The 24,363-nt window shown below is 40.6% G+C and carries 21 protein-coding genes; 12 read left to right on the plus strand and 9 right to left on the minus strand.

Features of this window, described 5'->3' with window-relative positions; translation table 11 throughout:
* Window positions 1-119 precede the first annotated feature (119 nt).
* The 8 genes from suhB to LMH66_RS05460 all read left to right on the plus strand — a co-directional run bounded on the left by suhB (window position 120) and on the right by LMH66_RS05460 (window position 7,609).
* Entirely contained in the window at window positions 120-923 is an 804-nt protein-coding gene (gene suhB, locus LMH66_RS05425) for an inositol-1-monophosphatase (RefSeq protein ID WP_229368835.1), read from the plus strand.
* A gap of 222 nt (window positions 924-1,145) precedes the next feature.
* Entirely contained in the window at window positions 1,146-1,556 is a 411-nt protein-coding gene (locus LMH66_RS05430; protein WP_102526355.1) for a phosphate-starvation-inducible protein PsiE, read from the plus strand.
* A gap of 155 nt (window positions 1,557-1,711) precedes the next feature.
* Window positions 1,712-2,014 (plus strand): PilZ domain-containing protein, encoded by a 303-nt coding sequence (locus LMH66_RS05435; RefSeq protein WP_229368836.1) that lies wholly within the window; start codon window positions 1,712-1,714, stop codon window positions 2,012-2,014.
* 144 nt (window positions 2,015-2,158) lie between these two features.
* Window positions 2,159-2,824: an AAA family ATPase gene (locus tag LMH66_RS05440; protein WP_229368837.1), complete on the plus strand. Its 666-nt coding sequence runs from the start codon at window positions 2,159-2,161 to the stop codon at window positions 2,822-2,824.
* Window positions 2,825-3,012: 188 nt separating this feature from the next.
* Window positions 3,013-4,692: a sensor histidine kinase gene (locus LMH66_RS05445; RefSeq protein ID WP_229368838.1), complete on the plus strand. Its 1,680-nt coding sequence runs from the start codon at window positions 3,013-3,015 to the stop codon at window positions 4,690-4,692.
* Complete coding sequence (gene btsR, locus LMH66_RS05450; protein WP_229368839.1) at window positions 4,689-5,399, plus strand: two-component system response regulator BtsR; 711 nt, start codon at window positions 4,689-4,691, stop codon at window positions 5,397-5,399. Before LMH66_RS05445 ends, btsR begins: the two co-directional genes overlap by 4 nt.
* A 206-nt stretch (window positions 5,400-5,605) precedes the next feature.
* The gene (locus tag LMH66_RS05455) at window positions 5,606-7,069 is read left to right on the plus strand and encodes a carbon starvation protein A (RefSeq protein ID WP_229368840.1); all 1,464 of its coding nucleotides are present in this window, start codon (window positions 5,606-5,608) and stop codon (window positions 7,067-7,069) included.
* Between the two features lie 207 nt (window positions 7,070-7,276).
* Complete coding sequence (locus LMH66_RS05460; protein WP_229368841.1) at window positions 7,277-7,609, plus strand: VF530 family DNA-binding protein; 333 nt, start codon at window positions 7,277-7,279, stop codon at window positions 7,607-7,609.
* A gap of 151 nt (window positions 7,610-7,760) precedes the next feature.
* On the opposite strand, the gene LMH66_RS05465 is transcribed toward LMH66_RS05460, so the two are convergent.
* The 6 genes from LMH66_RS05465 to rssA all read right to left on the minus strand — a co-directional run bounded on the left by LMH66_RS05465 (window position 7,761) and on the right by rssA (window position 13,976).
* Window positions 7,761-8,612, minus strand: coding sequence for a hypothetical protein (locus LMH66_RS05465; RefSeq protein WP_229368842.1), 852 nt, complete (start codon window positions 8,610-8,612; stop codon window positions 7,761-7,763).
* 82 nt (window positions 8,613-8,694) lie between these two features.
* A complete protein-coding gene (ribA, locus tag LMH66_RS05470; protein ID WP_102526349.1) occupies window positions 8,695-9,309 on the minus strand; it encodes a GTP cyclohydrolase II in 615 nt (204 codons plus the stop codon).
* Window positions 9,310-9,394: 85 nt separating this feature from the next.
* Window positions 9,395-9,751 (minus strand): YibL family ribosome-associated protein, encoded by a 357-nt coding sequence (locus LMH66_RS05475; protein ID WP_229368843.1) that lies wholly within the window; start codon window positions 9,749-9,751, stop codon window positions 9,395-9,397.
* Window positions 9,752-10,119: 368 nt separating this feature from the next.
* The gene (gene nrdG, locus LMH66_RS05480) at window positions 10,120-10,602 is read right to left on the minus strand and encodes an anaerobic ribonucleoside-triphosphate reductase-activating protein (RefSeq protein ID WP_229368844.1); all 483 of its coding nucleotides are present in this window, start codon (window positions 10,600-10,602) and stop codon (window positions 10,120-10,122) included.
* A gap of 72 nt (window positions 10,603-10,674) precedes the next feature.
* Window positions 10,675-12,795: an anaerobic ribonucleoside-triphosphate reductase gene (gene nrdD / locus LMH66_RS05485; protein ID WP_102526346.1), complete on the minus strand. Its 2,121-nt coding sequence runs from the start codon at window positions 12,793-12,795 to the stop codon at window positions 10,675-10,677.
* Between the two features lie 209 nt (window positions 12,796-13,004).
* Entirely contained in the window at window positions 13,005-13,976 is a 972-nt protein-coding gene (gene rssA / locus LMH66_RS05490) for a patatin-like phospholipase RssA (RefSeq protein WP_229368845.1), read from the minus strand.
* Between the two features lie 130 nt (window positions 13,977-14,106).
* Here rssA and LMH66_RS05495 point away from each other — a divergent pair, with 130 nt between their 5' ends.
* The 4 genes from LMH66_RS05495 to LMH66_RS05510 all read left to right on the plus strand — a co-directional run bounded on the left by LMH66_RS05495 (window position 14,107) and on the right by LMH66_RS05510 (window position 17,271).
* The gene (locus LMH66_RS05495; protein WP_229368846.1) at window positions 14,107-15,492 is read left to right on the plus strand and encodes a DEAD/DEAH box helicase; all 1,386 of its coding nucleotides are present in this window, start codon (window positions 14,107-14,109) and stop codon (window positions 15,490-15,492) included.
* Window positions 15,493-15,561: 69 nt separating this feature from the next.
* On the plus strand, window positions 15,562-15,999 hold the full coding sequence (locus tag LMH66_RS05500; RefSeq protein WP_229368847.1) for a DUF3010 family protein: 438 nt from the start codon (window positions 15,562-15,564) through the stop codon (window positions 15,997-15,999).
* A gap of 204 nt (window positions 16,000-16,203) precedes the next feature.
* Window positions 16,204-16,803: a M48 family metallopeptidase gene (locus LMH66_RS05505; protein WP_229368908.1), complete on the plus strand. Its 600-nt coding sequence runs from the start codon at window positions 16,204-16,206 to the stop codon at window positions 16,801-16,803.
* 33 nt (window positions 16,804-16,836) lie between these two features.
* Window positions 16,837-17,271 (plus strand): HNH endonuclease, encoded by a 435-nt coding sequence (locus tag LMH66_RS05510; RefSeq protein ID WP_102526342.1) that lies wholly within the window; start codon window positions 16,837-16,839, stop codon window positions 17,269-17,271.
* A gap of 63 nt (window positions 17,272-17,334) precedes the next feature.
* Here the strand turns inward: LMH66_RS05510 and LMH66_RS05515 are convergent, their stop codons facing one another.
* The 3 genes from LMH66_RS05515 to sbcD form a co-directional block, all read right to left on the minus strand.
* Window positions 17,335-18,639, minus strand: coding sequence for a peptidoglycan DD-metalloendopeptidase family protein (locus tag LMH66_RS05515; RefSeq protein ID WP_420709403.1), 1,305 nt, complete (start codon window positions 18,637-18,639; stop codon window positions 17,335-17,337).
* A 584-nt stretch (window positions 18,640-19,223) separates the two neighbouring features.
* Window positions 19,224-22,985, minus strand: coding sequence for an AAA family ATPase (locus LMH66_RS05520; RefSeq protein ID WP_229368848.1), 3,762 nt, complete (start codon window positions 22,983-22,985; stop codon window positions 19,224-19,226).
* A complete protein-coding gene (gene sbcD / locus LMH66_RS05525; RefSeq protein WP_229368849.1) occupies window positions 22,982-24,256 on the minus strand; it encodes an exonuclease subunit SbcD in 1,275 nt (424 codons plus the stop codon). The genes LMH66_RS05520 and sbcD overlap by 4 nt, the downstream gene beginning before the upstream one ends.
* Between the last annotated feature and the right edge of the window lie 107 nt (window positions 24,257-24,363).

A 24,363-nucleotide genomic window follows, 5' to 3' on the forward strand; every position in this document is an offset into this window, starting at 1 on the left:
CGGATAGTAACACAAGCTGCAAATAATTCCTTATATGAAAATCTGCATTTGATAAACCTGTCAAAATGCGTATAATTACGCGGCTGATTTATTCGTTCTTTAACATCCAGGGGATTGCTATGCATCCGATGCTGACTATTGCCACGCGCGCTGCACGCGCTGCGGGCCAAACTATTATGCGCGCCTATACTGAACTCGACAAAGTTGAAGTTGATTCAAAAGGTCTAAATGACTTTGTTACAAGTGTAGACAAGGAAGCAGAAGCTACCATTACATACCAAATTCGTAAGTCTTACCCAGATCATACGATTGTTGGCGAAGAAGACGGTGAAAACCGTGGTTCAAATAAAGATTATGTATGGATAGTCGATCCTTTGGATGGTACCAACAATTTCGTTCGTGGTATCCCTCATTTCGCAGTATCTATCGCAGTTCAATATAAAGGCAAAATTGAAGTTGCCGTTATTTACGATCCTGTTCGTGAAGAATTATTCTCTGCTGTTCGCGGTCAAGGTGCTAAAGTAAATGACTTCCGCCTACGTGTAACTGGTGTAAATGAACTCGCTCATACCATGATTGGTACTGGTTTCCCGTTCAAATCTCGTCAACACACTGAAACTTACATGAACATCTTAGGTGAAGTATTCCCTGTATGTGCTGACATACGTCGCGCAGGTTCAGCGGCACTTGACTTAGCTTATGTTGCTGCAGGCCGTTTAGACGGTTTCTTCGAAATCGGTCTTAAGCCTTGGGATATCGCAGCAGGCGACTTAATCTGTCGTGAAGCAGGCGGTACCGTAACAGATTTCACTGGTAACCATAATTACCTAACTTCAGGTAACGTTGTTGCTGGTTCGCCTAAAGTGACTTCAGAATTAGTTAAAATTATGCGTCCTTTACTCAATGATGGCCTTAAGCGCTAATCATTAATCTGACCAATAACGGTTAGAACAATTAAAACCGCCTGACTTAAACGTCATTGGCGGTTTTTTTATGCCTGAAATTCCTAAACCGTCTATTAAGGCGCTAGAAAGTGATGATATTAGAATAAATTTATAATTTTTGACCTAGATCACTCAGTAAAACACGACCTAGCAGAATATACTGAATTATCAATTAAATTAATAATAAGAGATGTAATAATCATGCCGCTTCCTATACTCCGTCAAATAGGTGTTAAAAGCCTAAAAAGCGTCGAACATGTCGTTTTATTCATTATTTCTCTTGCGACGGTGTTCGCCATTGGCGAGGAAGTGTTGCACATGTTTCACATCAAAACGGTAGAACTTGCTGATCTGCTATTACTGTTTATTTATCTCGAAGTCTTAGCCATGGTGGTCAATTACCTTGAGTCAGGTAAATTGCCCATCCGTATGCCTTTATATATCGCGATTGTGGCACTCGCCCGTTACTTAATTCTTGATATGAAGGATATGGATGATTGGCGCATACTGGCTATATCACTATCAACAATCGTGCTAGCAGCAACGGTCATTGTCATTCGATGGGGCCAACTAAAACTCCCATATCCAAAAAATAAAGATATGGAACATTAAAAATTGATGAGTAACTATTCTTAAGAATTGATATTTTAATTTGAATAATTAAGCGATAAGTGACTAACTTATCGCTTTTTTTATAGATGTTGATTAGTATGAATTAGCGGATAAATTATGCTCATTAATAAAAGTAAATACGGAGTAAGGCGGTTATGTCTAACGAACCCACAGGATTTGAAGAAAAAAGAAACTCATTACGAGTGGATATGGAAGCCGAGCGCATTTTATTGCATTGGATAGATTCATCAGGCGAGTCTTGTGAAGATTATGGTGTATGTATTGATTTGGCGCGCAAAGGTATCCTGATTGACTATAAGAGTGCGTTCAATCTTGGAGATTTAGTCGCTATCACTTTTAATCACAATACTGAAAAACAAAACACGATTAAAGGACAAGTCTGCCGCTGTACCGAAGCTAACCCGCAAAGCTTTCATATTGCCTTACAGCTTGTTTAATACCGTATAAATTCTCACACAGTAAACGTATTTAATGGATAGCAGCCTTGAATAGAAATTGATTTCAAAACTTATGATTTAATGAGTTATTTTGAACTATGATTAATTTAAGGTGGTAGAAATCTCATAAAATAAGGTTGCGCTATGATAATACTGGTCGGTGGTGAAAAAGGTGGCAGTGGTAAAAGTTGTTTAGCTCAAAACCTTGCTGTATATGTTACCGAAACCTTCAAAGCCAATGTATTAATGGTGGACTGCGATCCACAACGCACCACATCTGATTGGATCCAAGCTCGCAATAACCAAACCAATCTAAAACCGATTAATTGCATCCAACTTTACGGTAAAATTCGTAATGACCTATTAAGTTTGGGTGAGCGCTTTGACTATGTCATTGTTGATTGTGGTGGTCAGGATAACTTAGCGATGCGCGCAGCGATGTCAGTTGCCAGTTACGTTGTTATTCCTTTAAGGCCAAAACGCCGCGACTTAAAAACACTCCCCCACATGGAAGACATGCTCAGTACCTGTAAAATGGTGAATCCCAAAATGGTCGCTACTGTGGTTATCAGTCAATGCCCAGCCCTTCCCTCGCAATTTAAACGCATACTTGAAGCCAAAGATGTCGTCAAATCGTTTGGACTCACCGCTTTGAATGCTGTCACTTTTAATCGCAATATTTATGATGACAGTGAAGAAAGTGGTTCATCAGTACTAGAAATAGATCCTCAAGGTAAAGCCGCCCAAGAAATCACAAATATTGCTGAAGAGTTATTTGCGATACCGCCCGATGACAGTTTTGAATTTTAAACTCAAATTCATACTCGCTTATTAGCAATAACGGCAATCAGTAACGCCAAAATGTGATCATGACTCATAAATGAACTAAAAATCGTTGCCCAATTCAGTTTGGTGCGCCAAGATCACAGCAGCATTTAACCGTGCACTAAATTACCCTTCGCTGAGATAACAGCTCTTTATCCAATAGGTTAACCTCTATGGCACTAATCCTCCTCTTAACCCAACAGATGTGCCTTTACCTCGTCATCGTTTATCTGTTCAGCAAAACGCCCTTATTCAAAATGTTTGCCGAAACATCAACTCGCTTGCCTCATAAGGTTTTCATTTATGTGGTTTTTTCAGGTTTTTGTATTATGGCGACCTACTTTGGTGAACAAACCACAGGCGCCATTGCTAATACCCGAGCAATGGGAGCTGTACTTGGCGGATTGTTAGGTGGGCCAGTAACAGGATTCTTTATCGGATTAACGGGAGGGTTACACCGCTACAGTTTAGGTGGGTTTACTGAATTAGCTTGCGCCATTTCAACCACCCTAGAGGGCCTATCGGCTGGCATGGTCAGTTATTACCTCAAACGCAGCGGTAATCTAGAACTGATTTTTAATCCTCTACTGGTATTTTTAGTGACGTTTTGCGCCGAGTTAATGCAGATGAGCATCATCTTGCTAGTAGCAAAACCATTTGATCATTCCTTTGAATTAGTCTCAGAAATCGCTATGCCGATGCTATTGGTCAACGCCATTGGCGCTGCATTGTTTATGAGCATGATTCTGGATCAAAAAACCATGTTCGATAAACTTTCTTCCGCCTTCTCGACTAAAGCCCTCAAAATTGCAGAACGCAGTGTCGGGCTACTTTCCAAAGGGTTCAATCAACAATCCACCAGCAAAGTAGCGCAAATTATTATCGAAGAAACCCAGGTGGGCGCTGTGGCAATTACTGACAGAGAAAAGTTATTAGCTTTTATTGGCATAGGTGATGATCATCATATTCCAAATACACCTATTTCGTCGCAAATTACCTTAGATGCCATTGCTCAAAATAAAGTTATGTTTGCTGATGGCGTGGAAAGCAGTTATTGCTGCTCCATAGACCATAAGAACTGCCGCTTAGGTTCTAGTTTAGTGATACCGCTCCGCAGCGATAATGAAGTTATCGGTACGATTAAATTATATGAGCCGAAGAACAAACTATTTTTGAATATCAACCGCACTTTAGGTGAAGGAATAGCTAAGTTACTTTCAAACCAAATATTATTTGGACGATATGAGCAACAGCAAAACTTGCTCACTCAATCAGAGCTTAAATTATTGCAAGCACAGGTTAATCCACACTTTTTATTTAATGCGCTCAATACCATTAGCGCTATTATCAAACGCGATCCACAAATGGCAAAGCAGCTACTTCAGCAACTGTCACAATTTTTACGCATCAATTTAAAGCGCACCACAGGCCTTGTGAGCCTTAGTGATGAACTTGAACATATTGACGCTTATTTAGCGATTGAACGAGCAAGGTTTATCGATAAGTTACAATTAGATATCGATATACCAGCTAGCTTACATCACTACCGTCTGCCTGCATTTACGTTACAACCCATCATTGAAAACGCAGTTAAGCACGGCACCTCACATTTAATTGAGCAAGGTATTATTTCTGTCACAGCATACGTCACTGACGATGAGTTAGTATTGAAAGTCACCGACAATGCCGGATTATATAACCCGCCTGAACGCTCGGAAGGTTTAGGAATGAACATAGTGCATAAGCGTATTCAAAACCAATTTGGCGAACAATATGGCGTTAAAGTGGATTGTAAGCAGGATAAAGTTACCAGTGTTTCGATTCACCTCCCTTACTCTGGAGATAAACCATGATTAGCTGTTTAATCATTGACGATGAACCCTTTGCTCGGCAGCAATTAGCTGACCTGCTAGCAACTGAAACTGACTTCATCATTATAGAAGAATGCAGTAATGCCATTGACGGACTCCACGCCATTAATAAACATCAGCCACAAGTAATATTTCTCGATATTCAAATGCCGAGAATTACCGGTCTTGAGCTTATCAGTATGCTAAACCCTGAACATATGCCAAGAGTGGTGTTTGTCACAGCGTTTGATGAGTATGCAGTCAAGGCCTTTGATAATAATGCCTTTGATTACTTACTTAAGCCAATCGAAGAAAATCGATTCAAAAGAACAATTGATAAAGTCAGAAACGATTTAGCTCCACAAGCAATTGAAACTATTGCTCCAGAGCAAATTGAGCATTTACCTTGTTATTGTGGCAATAAATTAAAAGTGGTGGCGACAGAAGATGTTGAATACATTTTTAGTGATGTAGGCGGAATACATGTTAATGCGACTAACAGCTACTGCCATACCCAGCTCACGCTAAAAGTTTTAGAAGAAAAAACCCCTCTCGTGCGCTGTCATAAGCAATATCTAATTGCTCCTCGTGCGATTTCAGAAATTGAATTGCTCGACACAGGCGCTGAAGTGACCACCCATAGTGGTAAAAAAGTACCCGTTTCTCGTCGCTATCTTAAGCCATTAAAACAAGTCTTAGGCTTTCAATAGCCGTCTCCCAACGCTCGCGACACCTACAACATTGAGTAATTAATCCTCTTAAAGGTAAATCTGTGTGAATATTAAATGTTGAGCTAGCGCCGCTTAATCCCAGATATTACCGCTTACCCTCCTAAATCGACCTATCAGTCAGTTTAGGCTTTTTTAATGTCTTCAGCGCGATAAAGTCGCACCATTGAAAATGGGAGATGTTTAAAATGACTTGGTTTTTACTTTGTGTAGGCTTGCTAATTGGTGGCTACTTTATTTACGGTGCGTTTGTTGAAAAGGTATTTGGGATTAATGCCCAAAGACAAACCCCAGCATTCACTAAAACTGACGGCGTGGATTACGTTCCAATGTCTAAAGGTAAGGTGTACTTAATCCAGCTATTGAATATTGCTGGTGTCGGCCCTATCTTCGGTCCAATTTTAGGTGCCCTTTATGGTCCTGCTGCCATGCTATGGATTGTATTTGGGTGTATTTTTGCAGGTGCCGTCCACGATTATTTTTCTGGCATGTTATCAGTAAGAAATAACGGCCAATCAGTGCCTAACCTTGCCGGCAAATACTTAGGTAAACCTGCTAAACACTTTATGAATGTGTTTGCCATAGTCTTATTACTGTTAGTTGGTGTGGTATTCATTTCAGCCCCAGCAGGCTTATTAAGTAAGCTAACTGGCTACGACATGGCAATTTTTGTTGGCATCATCTTCAGCTACTATCTTATCGCAACATTGGTTCCTGTTGATAAAATCATCGGCCGCCTATACCCATTTTTTGGCGCGCTACTGATGTTCATGTCAGTTGGCTTAACCTTAGCGATTATTGTATCAAGTGAGCACACTTTATTGCCTGACTTTGAAGCTAAGGACTTCTTAACTAACTTGAATCCAAATGACATGCCATTATGGCCTGCCTTATTTATTACCATTGCATGTGGTGCGGTATCGGGTTTCCATGCAACACAATCACCACTTATGGCACGTTGTGTTGAAAATGAGTCAAATGGTCGCTTTGTATTTTTTGGCGCTATGATTGGTGAAGGTGTTATCGCCCTAATTTGGTGTGCTATCGCATTATCATTCTTTGGTGGCATCGAAGGCCTTAACGCAGGTATGGACGGCAACCCAGCTAATGTGGTTTATGCTGCTTCAAACGGTTTATTAGGTGCTGTAGGTGGTTTCTTAGCTATCTTAGGTGTGATTGTTTTACCGATTACATCTGGTGACACAGCATTTCGTTCTGCACGTTTAATCTTGTCAGAGTTTTTCAAGATGCCGCAAACTCAAATATCTAAACGCTTACTATTAGCGATTCCATTATTCGCTATTGGCGCAATATTGACTCAAGTTGATTTCGGTATTATCTGGCGCTATTTCGGCGTAGCCAACCAAACAACGGCTGTATTAATGCTTTGGACTGCTTCTGCATATTTGCTACGCCACAATAAACTACATTGGATTTGTACTGTCCCAGCGATGTTTATGACTTGTGTGGTTATCAGCTTCTTACTGAGTTCACCTACTTTAGGTGCAGGTTTGAACATGACAGTATCAACGATTGCAGGTGTGGTTTCTACGATAGTGATTGCTGCGTTAATTATCACTAAAACCAAAGGAAGACACGTTGAAGATGATGAAGACCTGAGCTTATCAGTTAAAGGGTCAACTGAATCATAACCGTGTGTGACATTTAACCTGATAATGAATAATCATTAGTTTATTTATTACCTAAGGCCGATAACACTGTTATCGGCCTTTTTGTTCTATCCTCTGTTTGTTTACTTCATTTTTAAACAGCTAATGTTTTCAATCTCTAGCAAGTGCTAAAGCATTTCTTCCTGCTGATGTTATAATACGCTCAAATTAGTTAATTAAGTCTGAGTAATGACACAAGTAAACAACCCACTTCACGGCATTAAACTAGAAACTATCGTTAATGATCTCGTCGATAAGTATGGCTGGGAAGAGTTAGGTAGCCGTATTAATATTCGCTGTTTTAACGATAACCCTAGCGTTAAGTCGAGCTTAAAGTTTTTACGTAAAACCGAGTGGGCGAGAGACAAGGTCGAATACTTGTGGCTTAAAATGAATAAACTTCCCTTGCCTGCACCAAAGCCTTATGTTGAAAAAGAGCAAGAACCTTCAACGAGCAACGCAAAGTCAGGTCATAGTAATAAAAGCACTGAAGGCGTCAACGCGAGTATTTGGGGAAAGTAAGCTTTAAAATTAAAGCTAAACAAAACAGGCATGAAGATTCATGCCTTTTTTATTGATAAAATTTGATTCAACATCTTAGCAATGCATACTCGATAATCAATGCTATATCCATCAATGCTATAACCATCAATGTTATAACCATCAGGGTTAATTACATTGGAAATTCAAATATCAAACGCCACACTTGCAGTTCACCATCAGTTTGATAACTCACCCCAAATCTATAGGTACTGAACCAGCCCCAACCTAATGGCTTGGATAAAGCTAAGGTTGCACCCACTTCATAAGTACTCGAAGTATGGATATCATCTTCTAACGGTGTAATAAATTTAAGCTTGTTAAAGTACCAACGCCCAGCCACAAACAATCTGGGTTCAATAGTATAGTCGCCCCAATCCCACTGCTGTCCAACACCGAAATCAATGCCAGATTGCAGTACTGAATAGCTTTCTGAGCTGTCATTTATACTGCTTTTATAACCTGCGTAGTAAACTCGATTAACCCAAATGGGTGTATATTTAGGTTGCGCTAACTCGTATAACGCAGAGATACCCGTAGAGACAATTCCCACGTTACTACTATTAGAAAAATTGTGACCGTAGCCTAAATCTAAATAGCTTTCAAAAGTCAGTTGTTCATCATAAAGCCATTTGTATTCAATTCCAGGTGTGATGGTCATAGTGCCAACATTATCTGGGATATCACCTTCTGGTAAGTCACTAAACGAGTAATCAAAGAAACCTAATGAAATGGGTAATCTTAAGGTGAGAATATGATCGTCTGACTCTTCAATATCAAAAGCAAAGGGAATATTAACCACAGCAGCATTCTGCCCAGAGGTGCGATATATACCGCTGCCAATGTAATTTGCAAAAGCATAATGAGAGAGATCGGGATTTTTCGACTCACCAGCATAGCTTTGAGACGGGGTAAAAAAACTAACAAAAAGCGCTGCAAGAATAGTTGCAACGCTTTTAGGATGAATAAAGCGACACGCTTTCAATGTTGATAACCCATATGTTTTAAGCAACTCTTATCATGTCTCTAATAAGCGACGAAAGAGGCCTAGGCTAAAGCATCAACCGTTATTTATCTTCTTCGATAAAATGATGTTCTGTCATCATATGACCTAACTGGGTTGATTTAGTTTTTAAATAATCTTCATTGTAACGGTTTTTACCCACTTGCAAAGGCACTCTTTCAGCAACTTCAATGCCCATCGATTGCATCGCTTTGACTTTACGTGGATTATTCGTCATGAGCTTAACCTTGCTTACGCTGATTTGCGCTAACATCGGCTCGACCATATCGTACTTACGCATGTCTGCTTCAAAGCCTAAACGCTCATTCGCTTCAACCGTGTTAGCACCTTGGTCTTGTAACTCATAAGCACGGATTTTGTTAAGTAACCCAATACCACGTCCTTCTTGACGTAGGTAAAGAATAAACCCTTGACCATTTTCAGCGATATTTTGCATTGCTGTTTGCAGTTGGAAACCACAATCGCAACGTAAACTAAATAAAGCATCACCTGTTAGACATTCTGAATGAATTCGGCCTAACATAGGCTCGGTGGCATTAAGCTCACCATAAGTTAACGCCACATGCTCTTTGCCAGTTTCTGTATCTTCAAAACCATGCATAGCAAATACGCCCCAAGGCGTAGGTAACTTAGAAGTGGCGATATATTTAATCGACATGGATAAACCTTTAAGACAACGCTCAATCCTTGAGACTTTTCATCCTTGAACTGACTTTTATGTCATGACTATTTCGAATACTGGACTAGAATTTTGCTGGAGCAAATCCTGTGACAACTGTGATATTCATTTCACGGCCCATAGCAGTCATTGGGTGAACAACTACAAGTCCTTTTACTGATTTTTTAAGCTTGCCCATATCAGCTTGTTCAGCTTTAGTCAGTGCACGGTTGAATTTTAAGCCTTTAACTTCTTGGCCTTGCTTATTCAATTGACGTGATTGCTGATATTTCAAGCTCGCAATACGTTTAGTGACTGTGGCAATTTCTTTCTTAAACTGCATGATAATGACTTTGTCTTCACGTGCTTCTGCGGCAGCAAGCTTACGACGAAACTTCTCTGCTTTATCATTTAATGCTTGCAGTTCTTCTTTTAAATTCATTTCTTTACCTTAAATTCTTTCATGTTATCGATAGCAATGAGTTGTTTTGATATCGAACAACACTTTTTCGAACGCAAATTATATACCTAAAGGGGTTAAATTAGCTAACTTGAAAACTTGTTACAGCGCATAAATTTATCATTTCATCACTGCTATGGGAGTTTCATTGTCTGATGGCTACAAATTGAACTTTGATTACTATACTGTTTTTATAACATTCAAGTTGAAGCGAGGCTAAAACAACAACGTAATTATTGGCGAGAACAACTCTGATTGTTCGTGTCGCAGTTATTGAAGTTGTTAAATAAGAGCATTTAAAATGAGTTTTAAAAGCTCGCTCATGACAATTAACAAGCCAATACCAAAAGTTAACCAACAGCAATAAGCGAACTCATGTCATGAATAACTTGATTTGAACTACCCCGCCATTTAAGGCTTGGATCCGACAAGTCTTGTTCGAACTTGCCATCCACTAATACGTCCACATACGACAACACTTGTTGCTGTTTCAGTGACATCTCATCCAACTTGTAGCCGCTCCATAGCCAAATATCTTTATCAGGGCATTCAGCTTTAACTCGTTTAACCAAAGACAAGATAGCGGTTAAGTTTGCAGGGAATAATGGGTCGCCGCCTGATAAAGATAAGCCACGACGTTTGATTCTAGTGTCATTTAAATCAGCAATGATTTGATCTTCCATTGGCTTATCCACTTCATGACCTGAACGCGGATCCCAAGTCGATTGGTTATAACAACCGCGACATTGATGTTCGCAACCCGATACAAACAAAGTGCAGCGCGTTCCGGGACCGTTTATCACATCGACTGGATAATACTGATGAAAATTCATAACACTTACCTTTCAAATAAATAAGGCGCTAATCAGCGCCTTATTTGATTCTATGTTAACTCAATGACGCGACTAGATATGCTTAACGCGGCGCTTCACTTCTTCTTGCTTACCATAGTTAAACGGTCTTGCATCTGGACTACCTAAATAACCACATACACGACGTGTTACAGATACACGGCTTGGTTCATGGTTGCCACATTTAGGACACACAAACCCTTTACTAGTACAGTTAAACTCGCCTACAAAACCACAGTCATAACACTCATCAATCGGTGTGTTAGTGCCGTAATATGGCACACGGCTATAGCTGTAATCCCAAACGTTCTCTAATGCTTCAATGTTGTGTTGCATGTTAGGGAACTCACCGTAACAAATAAAGCCACCGTTAGTGATTTCTGGGTACGGTAATTCAAAATCAATTTTATCGTATGGGTTAACTTTCTTTTCAACATCTAAGTGGAAGCTATTGGTGTAATAACCTTTATCAGTCACACCTTCAACCACACCAAACTGTTTTGCATCTAACTGACAGAAACGGCTACACAAGTTCTCACTTGGTGTACTGTATAAGCTAAAGCCATAACCTGTTTCAGCTTTCCATGATTCTGTAGCACGCTTCATCACATTGATAATTTCAACAGCTTTAGTGCGTAAAAGCTCACTGTCGAATACATGCTCTTCTGTGCCATATAATGCATTAATCGTTTCATGAAGACCGATGTAGCCTAATGAAATAGACGCACGGCCATTTTTGAAAATTTCAGAAATATCATCATCCGCTTTTAAGCGAACACCACAAGCACCTTCCATATAAAGAATTGGCGCAACACGTGCTTTAACGCCGACAAGACGAGCAATGCGGGTATCTAATGCTTTACGAGCCAATATCATTCTTTCATCAAGTAAGGCGAAGAATGCTTTTTCATCGCCTTTAGCTTCTATGGCAATTCTTGGTAGGTTAAGACTAACCACGCCTAAGTTGTTACGGCCTTCATGGATAAGCTCGCCATTTTCTTCGTAAGTGCCTAAGAAAGAACGACAACCCATAGGAGTTTTGAATGAACCCGTAACACGCTCAACTTGTTCGTAGTTAAGAATGTCTGGATACATGCGCATTGTTGCGCATTCTAAGGCCAGTTTTTTCACATCGTAATTACTATCAGTCGCTTTGTGGTTAACACCATCACGAATAGCGAACACAAGCTTAGGGAATACAGCAGTTTTACGGTTTTTACCTAAACCTGCCATACGCACAGTAAGAATCGACTTTTGAATTAAACGTGATTCCCAGCTTGTGCCTAAACCAAACCCAAAAGTTACGAATGGCGTTTGACCATTTGCAGTATGCAATGTGTTCACTTCATACTCTAAAGACTGGAATGCGTCATGACATTCTTTTTCAGTTTGCGCCATGGCAAAAGCTTCAACATCGCTTACGCCCCACTCTTTACCAATCACTAATTGCTTTTGGTAACTTTTTTGCACAAACTCAGCTAACACTTCGTCAATTCGGTTAATCGTGGTGCCGCCATAGATGTGGCTAGCCACTTGAGCAATAATTTGCGCTGTCACAGCGGTCGCTGTTGAAATTGATTTTGGTGTATCAATCTCAGCATTACCCATTTTAAAGCCATGGGTCATCATGCCCGCTAAATCAATCAGCATGCAGTTAAACATTGGGAAAAAAGGTGCGTAATCTAAATCATGGTAATGCAGTTGGCCTGATTCATGAGCAGCCACAATATCTTTTGGTAATAGGTGCGATTTAGCATAATGCTTAGCCACAATACCGGCTAATAAGTCACGTTGTGTTGGAATCACTTTCGCGTCTTTATTGGCATTTTCATTTAGAATAGAGCTGTCGCTTTGTTCAACTAAACCACGAATTTCGCAGTTAAGTTTACTTTTTGCTTCACGACAAATATCGCGATCATGGCGATACTCAATATAATGACGAGCCACTTCTTTGTGAGGCCCTTCCATTAATAAGTTTTCTACCAGACCTTGTAGGTGGTGAATGTCAACTTCTTGCTTGTCTGAGACTTGATCTCTAATCACACAAGCAACAGTTTCAGCGTAATCACTATCAGCACTACCTGTAGCAGTTTCCATCGCAGCAACAATGGCATCCTTAATTCTAGACTCATCAAATAAAGTCCGACAACCGTCCCTTTTAATTACTACAGGCATTACTTTCACTCCATTTATGCACAGGATATAAACACTATATATCCACAACAAAAAACCAATAAACACTAGATATGGTGTATTAAGCAATAATGGAGACTAGAAATCTATGATCTAGATCATATTTACTTACGAGGTGAGAAATGAAAAATATTACTGCCAAGCTCTGCACTGTTTAGACAGACAAAGCTTGACCATAGAATTGAAAACCGTTATCGGCCTAATGCAGAGTTGATTAAATGCGCAGTTTGACGAACAGATTGTCTGCCAGCTTCTATCGCTTCAGCTGCACGGTGAAACTCCATCGTACCGATATCTGCTAACTGTGGCACTAAACACACATCGGGGGGATCCCCCATTAACCGTGCGCGTTTATGGCGTTGTTCTAAAATGTCCATTGACTGAGACATCACAGCAATCATCCCAGGATGTGATTTAGTCGACATAGAAAACTTTTCAGACAAACCTGCGATGTACTCTTTACCCTTACCTAAAATATCCATAAAAGCGGACTCTTGTTCAGCGCCTTCTTGCTGCTGCTTTTCTAGTGCAGTCGGAGCTCGGCTTTTCATCTGCTGTGGCAACATGTGCATGCTATTACGGCGGTGACCATTTAAATCAACGGCAATCACCACATCAACATCCATTGCACGGCACATTGATACAGGAACAGGATTCACCACAGCACCATCAACTAACCAGCGATCTTGTAATTGCACTGGCGGTAAAAATCCTGGCATTGAGCAAGAAGCTCTGACAGCATGGCGTAAATCACCTTCTTTAAACCAAATTTCTTGACCTGAATATAAATCAGTCGCTACCGCCGAAAAAGGTTTTTTCAGTTGCTCAATACTTAGCTCACCAATACGACCAGCCAAAACATCAAACACCTTCTCACCACTAATTAAACCGCCTTTACGCCAGCTTAAATCCATTAGACCAAGTACATCCCAGCTTGAAAAACCTCGAACCCAACCTTCTAACTCATCGAGATGATCATTGGCGTACGCAGCACCGACCAATGCCCCTACTGAACAACCGGCCACTTTATCTGGATGCACACCCATTTCAGCAAGTTCTTTTAATACCCCAATGTGGGCCCAACCTTTAGCCGCACCACTACCTAACGCTACACCAATTCGTAATTGTTTAGTGTTAGGCGGATCCTTGGGTACATCTGACATGTTTGTTTACATCCTTAAAAATACATTGAAATTAAAATGCTAATACTCAGCATAACTGAGGCTTAAGCTGTTGGCTATCTCAGGCTTACACGTTATAATATCTGGCTATCATTTTTTAGGGGATTTACCTTTGTTATTTACCGATTTTTCTTTAGACAAACGCTTACTTGAAAGTCTAAAGCATATGGGCATTTCTGAGCCAACTGAAATTCAGCAGCAAGCCCTGCCGATTGCCCTAGCGGGTAAAGATTTAATGGCATCTTCAAAAACCGGTTCAGGTAAAACCCTGGCATTTTTATTACCTGCTTTGCAGCGCGTAATATCAACAAAGGCCTTATCTAAAAAAGATCCGCGTGTGCTCATTTTACTGCCGACTCGAGAACTTGCCCAACAAGTTTATGGTCAACTGCGTTTATTAGTCGCCAACACCCAATATAAAGCGGTAAGCATTTTAGGCGGCGAAAACTTTAACGATCAAGCAAAGTCATTATCTCGTGACCCACATTTTATTGTGGCAACGCCTGGTCGTATTGCAGATCATCTAGCACAACGTCACCTGTACCTTAATGGACTAGAATTGCTAATTCTTGATGAAGCCGATCGCATGCTTGATTTAGGTTTTGCGCCGCAATTAAAAGCCATCAATGAAGCTGCCGATCACAAACGCAGACAAACACTGATGTTTTCAGCAACGCTTGATCACGATCATATCAATGATATCGCGGCAACCTTACTGAAAACACCAAGTCATGTTGCTATTGGTGCATCACATAACGAACATAAAGACATTAACCAGCGCGTGTTCTTGGTTGATCACTTAGATCATAAACAAGCGCTACTACAACATGTGTTGAAAACTGAACAACACAAGCAGGTGATAATTTTCACTGCGACCCGTTCTGATACCGATAGATTAGCTAAACTGCTTGCAGAAGAAGGTTTAGAAACGGCGGCATTAAGTGGTGACTTAAATCAATCTGCCCGTAATCAGATTATGGATAAATTCAGCCGTGGCCAACAAAAGATTTTGGTGACCACTGACGTTGCATCGCGCGGGTTAGATTTATTAAACGTGTCATTAGTGATTAACTTTGACATGCCAAAATTTGCCGAAGAGTATGTTCACCGTATTGGCCGAACTGGCCGAGCTGGCGCTAAAGGTGATGCGATCTCATTAGTTGGCCCTAAAGACTGGGAAAGCTTTAAAAAGATCCAAGTATTCTTACGTAAGAATTTTGACTTCTCGACCATTGAAGGTCTACAAGGCAAATTCAAAGGCTTAAAAGACAAGCCAAAAGCTGGCAGTAACAATGCGAAAACTGCCGATGTTAAAGCATCGAACAAAAAGCGCAGCACAGCGAATAAACCTAAAACAGCACCCAAACGCGATAAGCGTTTTATTACAGGTGTTGATATTGGTGACGCGCCAATGCGACGTAAGGCAAAGCCAGCCAAAATTTTAGAAAACGATAACTCAATTGTTCAAGATGATGAACAAGAGCTTGGCGAAGATTAAACCCATTTAAGCCTAATGAAGCATATGCTCTGTTAGGCAAAACAAACTAGTTCAAAAGTAAGGTGAAACATGAAAATTTGTGGCGTGGAATTAAAAGGTGGCGAAGCCATCATTAGCTTATTAACTTACGAAGTTGAAACATTCAATGTACCTGAATGTCGTCAAATCTCTTTCAGCATTTCTAAATCTGCTGAAACAGAATCTATTCGTGAGTTTCACTTTGCTTTCCACAAGTTAATGGAAGACTACAAAGTTGACGAAATCGTCATCATTGAACGTGAACAAAAAGGTAAATTTGCAGGTTCTGCTACCAGCTTTAAATTAGAATCAGCGATTCAAATCACTGATTTACCAGTGAGCATTATTAGCCCTGTTATTATTAAAGAAGAGTTAAAACGTAACCCGCCTCAAGCGGATTTAGAAACTCTTGGTCTTAAGCGCGTGCAAATGGCTGCATTTGATGCTGCATACGCACAGCAAAACCGTCGTATGTACGGTAAAGTTTAAGTCAAATACCGACTTAAGCTTACGTAAACAATAAGCCTATCGATTTCCTTAATCATCAATTTGATGAAAACATTAAGATGAATTGGTAGGCTTAGTTTTATCCGCTAATTAACCATATTCCATTGGGCAAACTAACAAGCTATGAGCTCAAAAAAAGCACCCAAAAATCTAGCAGACAAACCCGCTCGTAAAGCGCCGCCTAAAATGGCTGTAAAAACCAGCTCGGCTAAAGTTGCAGCCGCAAAAGATACCTTAGCAGGCCTTGTAACCAGTAAAGATGTGCAAGCAAAGCAAAAACAGCAAGCCCAGTTAAAATACCTTAATGGTTATTCAGCCAGCACCATTGAACAAGTTAAACGTCATATTGAAAATGACACCCTCGAAAACCTGCTACTAAGTCGATATCCAACTATCCATGACATACGTACCGATAAAGCCTTATATGACTATGCTATGGAGTTTAAACAGCAATTTTTAAAGCAGTCTGACCCTATATCGAAAGTCATTTTTGATGAAAAAATCAGTTTAAGTCATCAAGCTTTGGGACTTCACACCTATGCTAATCGCGTTCAAGGTAATAAGGTCAAAGCCAAAAACGAGATTAGAATATCTTCTAGACTGCGCCATGTACCCGAACCATTATTAAGAATGGTTGTTGTGCATGAACTGGCTCACCTTAAAGAAAAAGACCATAACAAAGCTTTTTATCAACTGTGCAAATATATGACCGCTGATTATCATCAGCTCGAACTCGATTTACGCTTATTGCTCACATGTATTGAATTGGGTAAGTCGCCGTATTAGTCTGAATGAATCATAAAGTATTGGAGCCTTATCATGTACGTAGCAACCTATAGAGGCGAAGGGCGTAGAACCAAACATTATAAATCAGAAAAAGCCGCTTTAAAGTCTATTCGCAATTGGCTAAAAGATAATCTAGATAAAGGTTACTCTGTAGGATTAATGGGGCCAGACATTCCTCCTACTGAATACAATGACTGGGAACTGATCCCATTTGAAGAGCCAAAAGCTGCTTCCTTCTACTCTAGTAAAGAATGGAGCAATTTAAAGGCTGAAGCATTTGAAAAGTATGGAAACAAGTGTGCATGTTGTGGGCGTAGTCCATTACATAATGTCATCATGCATGTTGATCATATTAAACCACGCTCAAAATACCCAGCACTCGCTTTAGACATTAACAACCTTCAAATCCTTTGCGATATTTGTAATATCGGTAAATCCGATAAGTTCGAAACACAATGGCGTGAATAAAAAACTCGTATAAACAAAAAAGCCACGTTTTAACAACGTGGCCTTGTTCAATATCATGACAGCTTAACCTAAATCCATCATCATTTGTTTACTGTTAACCAGTTGTTTAAATTGAGCCATTTGCTTTTTAGGTAATACCGAAGCTTCAACAATACTGACTTTCATTGGGTTCGCTGGGCGGCCGTTTACATGAAATTCATAGTGTAAATGAGGGCCTGTAACTCGCCCTGTGTTACCGGTTAAGCCAATCACTTGTCCACGTTTAACACGCTGACCTTTTCGCACTAAAAACTTTGATAAATGCAAATAACGGGTTCTGATATTGTTATCGTGTTCAATAACAATATATTTCCCTGCAAAGCGATGATTAGTGATCATCGACACTACACCATCACCAGGTGCCACAACACGAGTACCAATTGGTGTCGCAAAGTCAGTGCCGTTATGGGGCGATACTCGACCTGTTACAGGGTGATTACGATGAGGGTTAAAATGCGACGATAAGCGGAACTGACGTTCTAACGGAATACGTTGGAATGCACTGGCTAAGCCTTGGCCACGATCATCATAATAATTGCCATCAACATTTTGAAATGCATTGACGTTATTTCTACGGGAATTAATCCTAACGGCTTGTAGTTGCGAGATCCCAGTTGACTCACCTTCAATATATTGATCATTCATCAATACGTTAAAGGTGTCACCGGCACGTAAATCGCGAGAAAAATCTAATTTGCTCGAAAGTAGCGTTTCAATGGTTTGAATATTTGCCGCACTAAGACCAGCTCGTTGCGCAGATAAATAGAATGAACCATTAATCTCACCGCTAATAATACGATTTTGCCAAATGCCTTCGATATTAATTTCTTCAACGCCATAACTACCATCATCAAAGCGAGTAAAAATGACCTGATAAGCGGGGTTAAAGTACAATTCAAGTTTAGTGAGATTTTGTTGTTCGTCCTGGAAGAACTGAATTCTATTACCCAAAGACAATGTATCTAATGCAAGCACGTTCAAATCGGCTTCAAGCACTTTATACATGGTTTGCTGGCCAATACCCGCTAACTCGAATAAATGACCTAAGGTATCGCCATTTTGAATCACACGTTCAAAGTTAGGTTTTATAGGTTCTACAATTTCAAATGTTGAAGCACTCGTCCCATTGGGTAAAAAGGACTCAATGTCCAATGCCACTGGGATGCGCTGCGATGAAAACTCTTGCGGCGTTGGCCATAGCAAAGCCGCAGCAACAACAAATACGCTGGCAAGTAATAATTTTCGATGTAATACAGGTAAGTTAGGCACTTTATTCAAGCGCGCTTGTAACTGACCCCTTTTAACTGAAAGCAATCTGGGTACCGCCATAAATACGTAAAAAAGTAATACCTTTTAGCTAAGTCGAGTCAACAATAAGATGACCTAAAGAATGCGTACTTAAGCACTAGAAGATATAGTAGCGACCCGTTATACCAAATAAATAGCCTAAAAAAAATATAATCTCTCATTTGAACTGCATAAATTTGAACTAAGTATAAACCGATTGGTCACTCTAGCAGCACTCGATAACTGAACGTAATCAGCTTGAGTTAACTCTGTTATCAAGATTTAACGGCCTATTATATATTGAATTTTCAAATGGCTAAGAGCGAGTAAAATATATATTCACCTGCAATTGCTTTGCTATTAAGTCCTGTTTATTTTGGTTTTAAAAGAGCGAAACCGTCCAATGCTCTGCCCCCTAAAATTTAAACTCTAAACTCTAAACTCTAAACTCTAAACTCTAAACTCTAAAACAAATTAAACATTAACAGTCTTTTTTAAAGGTATTGGGGTGATTATCGAATTAGCAGCTTTCAATGCAGTAACCCCCAGTTAAACAAAAAGTACTCTCGACATACAAGGGCGGGAAGTTCCACACTGAACCGCCCTTCTAAGCTGCAAATTTGCGTTTACTCAGCAGCAGTCTCAACTTTGTATTCAGCCTGTAAACGGCTCACCCCAAGCCCGTTCATTTTATTCACTTTGATTTGCACGCTTATCCGCTCTTTCATCGCTTCAATATGACTAATGACGCCAATCATTTTACCTGATGCATTTAAGTTATCTAGCGCATCTAACGCAGTGTCTAATGTTTGGCTATCTAAGGTGCCAAATCCTTCATCTAAGAATAATGAATCAATACTGGTTTTATGACTGACTAAATCCGATAGTGCCAGTGCTAAAGCCAAACTCACCAAAAAGCTTTCACCGCCTGATAAAGTCCGCGTGTCGCGCACAGCATCGCCTTGCCAGGTATCTAAAACTTGTAACTCAAGCGCCTCTGATTGTTTTCTTTCCAGCAAATAACGACCTTGAAGCCTATCTAACTGACGATTCGCAAGGATCACTAAATGATCTAATGTCAGTCCTTGAGCGAATTTTCGGAATTTATCGCCTTTTTGCGAGCCTATCAGTGAATGCAAATAAGCGATGTCATCATAATTTTGTTTTGCTTGGTTGAGCTGCTCAACCAGCTGTTGCTGACCTTGACGTTTACTTTCATCTTCTTTGAGCAAATGTGCGATTTGCCAAAGCTGTTGTTTCACTTCCGCCAATGCCGTTTCAGCTTGTTTGCTCAATTCACTGACTTCTGTAATCACCTGCTCACTATGACTTGCAATTGTTTGCTCAGTTAACTTCTCCGAGTCGTTTTGGCTAAAGCCGAGTTCCTTAGCTTGGATAATCAATTGCGCCAATTGTGTTTTCGCTTGTTCAACTAAGGTGCTGGCTTTAACCATGCTTTGATCTAATTGCTGCTTGAGTTGCTTCAGTGCTTCTCGTTGCTCGCTTGGCATCACAGCTTGTTCAAACTCAGCTTGGCTGGCAAATGGACTGGTTAATAACGCCTGTTCAAATGCGCTACCAGCCTCGTTTAACTCAATGGTTAAACGCTGAACTTGTTGTTCATTGGCTTGACGCTGCGCAACTAACTTGTCCAGTTGCTGCTGCATATTGACTCGAATATCATTTGCTTGGCTTAACCTAAGTTCAGCTTGCTGCAATGACTGGTGACTGGCTTGTTTCTCTTGAGGACATTGCTTGTCGGCAAATAGCGCAAAACGCTGCTTGCTGGTGTTGTTCTGCTCAGCTGTCAATTGTTCCAGCTGAGAGTCAAGGACACTATTTTTAGCAGTCATGTCTTGATGCTGGGTCATTAACGCTGCTATCTTTTGTGAGCATAACTGATGCTCTTGCTCTAATACCCCTTGCTGCTCAAACGCTTTTTGCCATTGGGTAATTTGAATGTCTAATTCAACCAACCACGACTCAAATAGGCTCATTTCAGGCATGGTTAAGCCTGCTTGAGAGACACTGGTTTGGCTATCACCCAATAAGTCAGAAATCTGCTGCTGAGTTTCAGTCTGATGTTGCTTAAGCTCTTGTAATTTTTGCATCTGAGTTTGCGATTGCTGCTTCGTTAACATCAGTTGACTTTGCAGCTGCTCAGCATGAGCCTGTGCTTGCTGGTATTGCTCAATACATTGCTGGTGCGAAGTAGAGTGCTGCCTAATAATTGCAAGTTGCTGGTGTAATTGCTGTTGCTGCTGCGTTGCATGTTGAATAAATTCAGCTAGCGATAGCGCATCAATCTCGCCCTCGTTTGGTGCTAAATGCCCAATCAACAATTGCTCAGTAATCTCATGATACTCAGATAAATATTGAGTAATTTGATGTTGGTTTTTTTCTTGCTGCGCAGTTAATAATTCGAGTTGATGCTGGCGCTGTTTCTTTTCAAGGCTTAACTGCTCACCTTGAGTTTTAATCAGCTGCAATGCGTCAGACTCGCTTTGAAAACGCACTTCAGTGTCACTCACATCAATGGCTTGATAATGGTCAACTAAAGGGTGCTCTTTAGCGCCGCATAAAGCACAAGGCTCACCCTGGATCAATTTAGCCCGCTCAGCGGTTAAGTTTACAATTTGCTGTTCTTGTTTAAGTAACGATTGTAAATCTTTAACCTGTTGGTTCTTTGATTGCCATTCCGTGCGCACTTGGTGAAGCTGCTGGTCAATTTGCCCTAGCTGCTCAGACAATTGCTGCGCCTGTTTTAGCTCATTATTCAGTTCTTGCTGACTTTCAAGATGCAGTTGTTGCAATTGCTGTAATCGGCTGCGAGAAACCTGCTGATCAATTAATTGTTGATACTGGGCCTGCATTTGCCCTTCTGTGTTGCCAGCAAGTAATTGGGCAAGTTGATGCTCGCTAGCATTTAGCGCAGTTAATTTATGCTGTACTTCAACTTGCTGCGATTCAACGTTTTTCTGGTACTGCTCAAGCTGCTCTGTATGCTGTATACCTTGCACCGATTGAGCTTCTATTGCATTGACCAGCTCAGCATCTTTTTGGCTTAACCTGGCATAGTTGCTTGCTTGTTGTTTCCACACGGCAATATGACTTTGGATCAACTGGCCTTGTGGGAAACGTTCAATTAACTGCTGGTTGGTTAACTTAGCTTGATTATTTTCAGTTAACTGTTGATTGAGTTGATGCTGCTCACGCTCTATTTGTTGTAATTGCGTTTGCTGTTGCTGCTTGGATTTTTGCTGCTCGGACAATTGAAAATTTAACTTTTCAATTTGCTTATCTAACGGTTCAACCTGCTGCTCGACTAACTCGATTAACTGTTGATGACTTTGCTTAAGTTGTAAATTTTCTTGTTGTTTATTCTCATGCTCAGCTACAGCATCATTAAATGTCACTTGCGCATCTTGCCCAGCTTGTTTTAGCTCTTCTTGTTGCTTATCAAGCTGGCTTTTCTGCTGTGTTAACTTATTAAGCGAAGTGAATAAAGGTGCAATGATTTGCGCAGGCTCGCTGGCATTTAATTTTGCTAATGCTGGGGCTTGTGCTGAAATATCAGCTTCAGCCGCCGATAACGTTTGCAGGCTATCAGTAAGCTGCTGGCTGGTTTTAACGCATTGCTGCGCCCAAGTTAAGTTCTGCTGAAATTGTTGCGTTTTAGCTTGCAATTGCGTCTCTTGCTGCTCTAATTGTAATGCTTCAGCACGCTTATCTACTATCGCTTCGTCCGTTAGCAGCTCAACACTGTCTGTTTTGGCCTCTAACAGTTTTAATGCTTGCTTGGCTTCACTAAAATTCAGATGGACTTGCTCTGAGATCAAACCATAAATTTCTGTACCTGTTAGTTCTTCGAGTAACTCAGCGCGATCATTGGCATCGGCATTTAAAAAAGCCGCGAATTGCCCTTGAGATAGCATCATTGATTTAGTAAAACGCGCAAAGTCTAGGCCAGTAACGGCTTCGGTTAACTCGGTTTTTTGTTTCACTTGGCTGGCGAGTATTTTGCCTGAATCAAGTTCGGCAAGCTCTACTTGCGCATCTTGCAAATTGCCATCAATTTGACCCCGTGAGCGACGTTGGCTCCAAAAAGCGCGATAGCCTTTACCTTTTACTTCAAACTCAACTTCAGCCAAACAATCACTGGTGCCACGAGTCATTAACTCATTAGTGGTTTTCGAGATAACCTTTAATCGCGGCGTTCGATGATATAGGGCTAAACAAATGGCATCTAAGATGGTGGTTTTACCTGATCCTGTCGGGCCAGTAATCGCGAATAAACCATTTTCTTTAAACGGCGATTGGGTGAAATCGATTTTCCATTCATTTTTTAATGAGTTGATGTTTTTAAAACGTAAGCTGAGGATTTTCATGCTTTAGCCTCCTCAGATGTACTTGTTTCAACTTGGGCACCTTGCTCAACAACCTGTTCAACGACTTGATTGAATTGCAGTTTGATCCTTTCTAGCCTTTGTTGCTGGGCGAGCTCTGAAAAATCCTCTTGGGCTAAACGCCGCTCAAACACATCATTAACAGAAAGCTCTGATAAAGTTTCATTATCAAGCTGCGCTATTTGTTGCTGACGTTGACTGCGAGCACGCTTAAGTTGCAACACCTCAACCGCTAAAGGTTCTGTGATATCAGCAATGCGACTCTGTAAATCACTCAAAAAGTCTTGCTGTGCAACTTCGATACTAAGCCAAGTCGTTTCTGGCTCGGTATCAGCCGATTTCACTGTAAATTCAGCCAAGCTTGCTTCAATATCAACTAAACTGCCTTTTAAGCTTGCCATAGCCTGAAATCGAGGCACGTCAATAGCGTTTACTTCAGCTAATTTATCTTGCTTAAATTCAACCAGAAAGACACTTTTTTGCCCAGTCAATTCATCAAAGCTTAATGGGATCGGTGAACCGCTATAACGAATGTGCTCAGTCTTAGCGATTTTTTGTGGCCTGTGAATATGACCTAAGGCAATGTAGTCCGCTGCGGGAAACAGAGATGCATTAAATGCATCAAGACTGCCGATGTAAATATCCCTGACTGATTCACTGGTGCTAGCTCCAACCGTGGTTAAGTGCCCTGTAGCAATAATAGGTAATGGCTTATCCTGTTGCTGATTAAGCAGTTGTGCACGCTCAAAACATTGTTCATACAAAGAGGCGATTTCATTACCCAGCTTGCGTTGTTTATCAGTACTAGACTCACCAGATTGGCTTAGCACCAAATCCCTAGGGCGCAAATATGGCAATGCGCAGATAATGGCACAAGGTTGTTGATGTTTATCCTTTATCACTAATACATGCTCATCAACATTGTCGAGTGCCCCTGGAATAACAGTGGCATTAAGACATGCAAGCAATTGCTTGGACTCACCTAAGGTGGCTACAGAATCATGGTTTCCGCCCAATACGATGAGCTGACAACCTGTCTGTTGAATATCGACAATAAATTGATTGTAAAGGCTACGAGCATAACTTGGCGGCGTTCCAGTATCGAAAATATCACCCGCAACAATTAACGCATCAACATCATGTAATTTGATCTGCTCAAACAACCACTGCATGAATAATTGATGTTCGTTGGCACGGCTTTTTCCGTAAAAATTCTGCCCTAAATGCCAATCTGATGTATGAATAATGCGCATAGCAACCTATAAAACTGAATGTGGTAGTTAACCTCAGCACAAATGAGCTGAGTTAATGTATTTGGACAACGCCAACCATACTAATTTACCGTAATCGTTAACCGTAT

It is taken from the genome of Shewanella sp. 10N.7 (assembly GCF_020806285.1).
Classification (GTDB): Bacteria; Pseudomonadota; Gammaproteobacteria; order Enterobacterales; family Shewanellaceae; genus Shewanella; species Shewanella electrodiphila.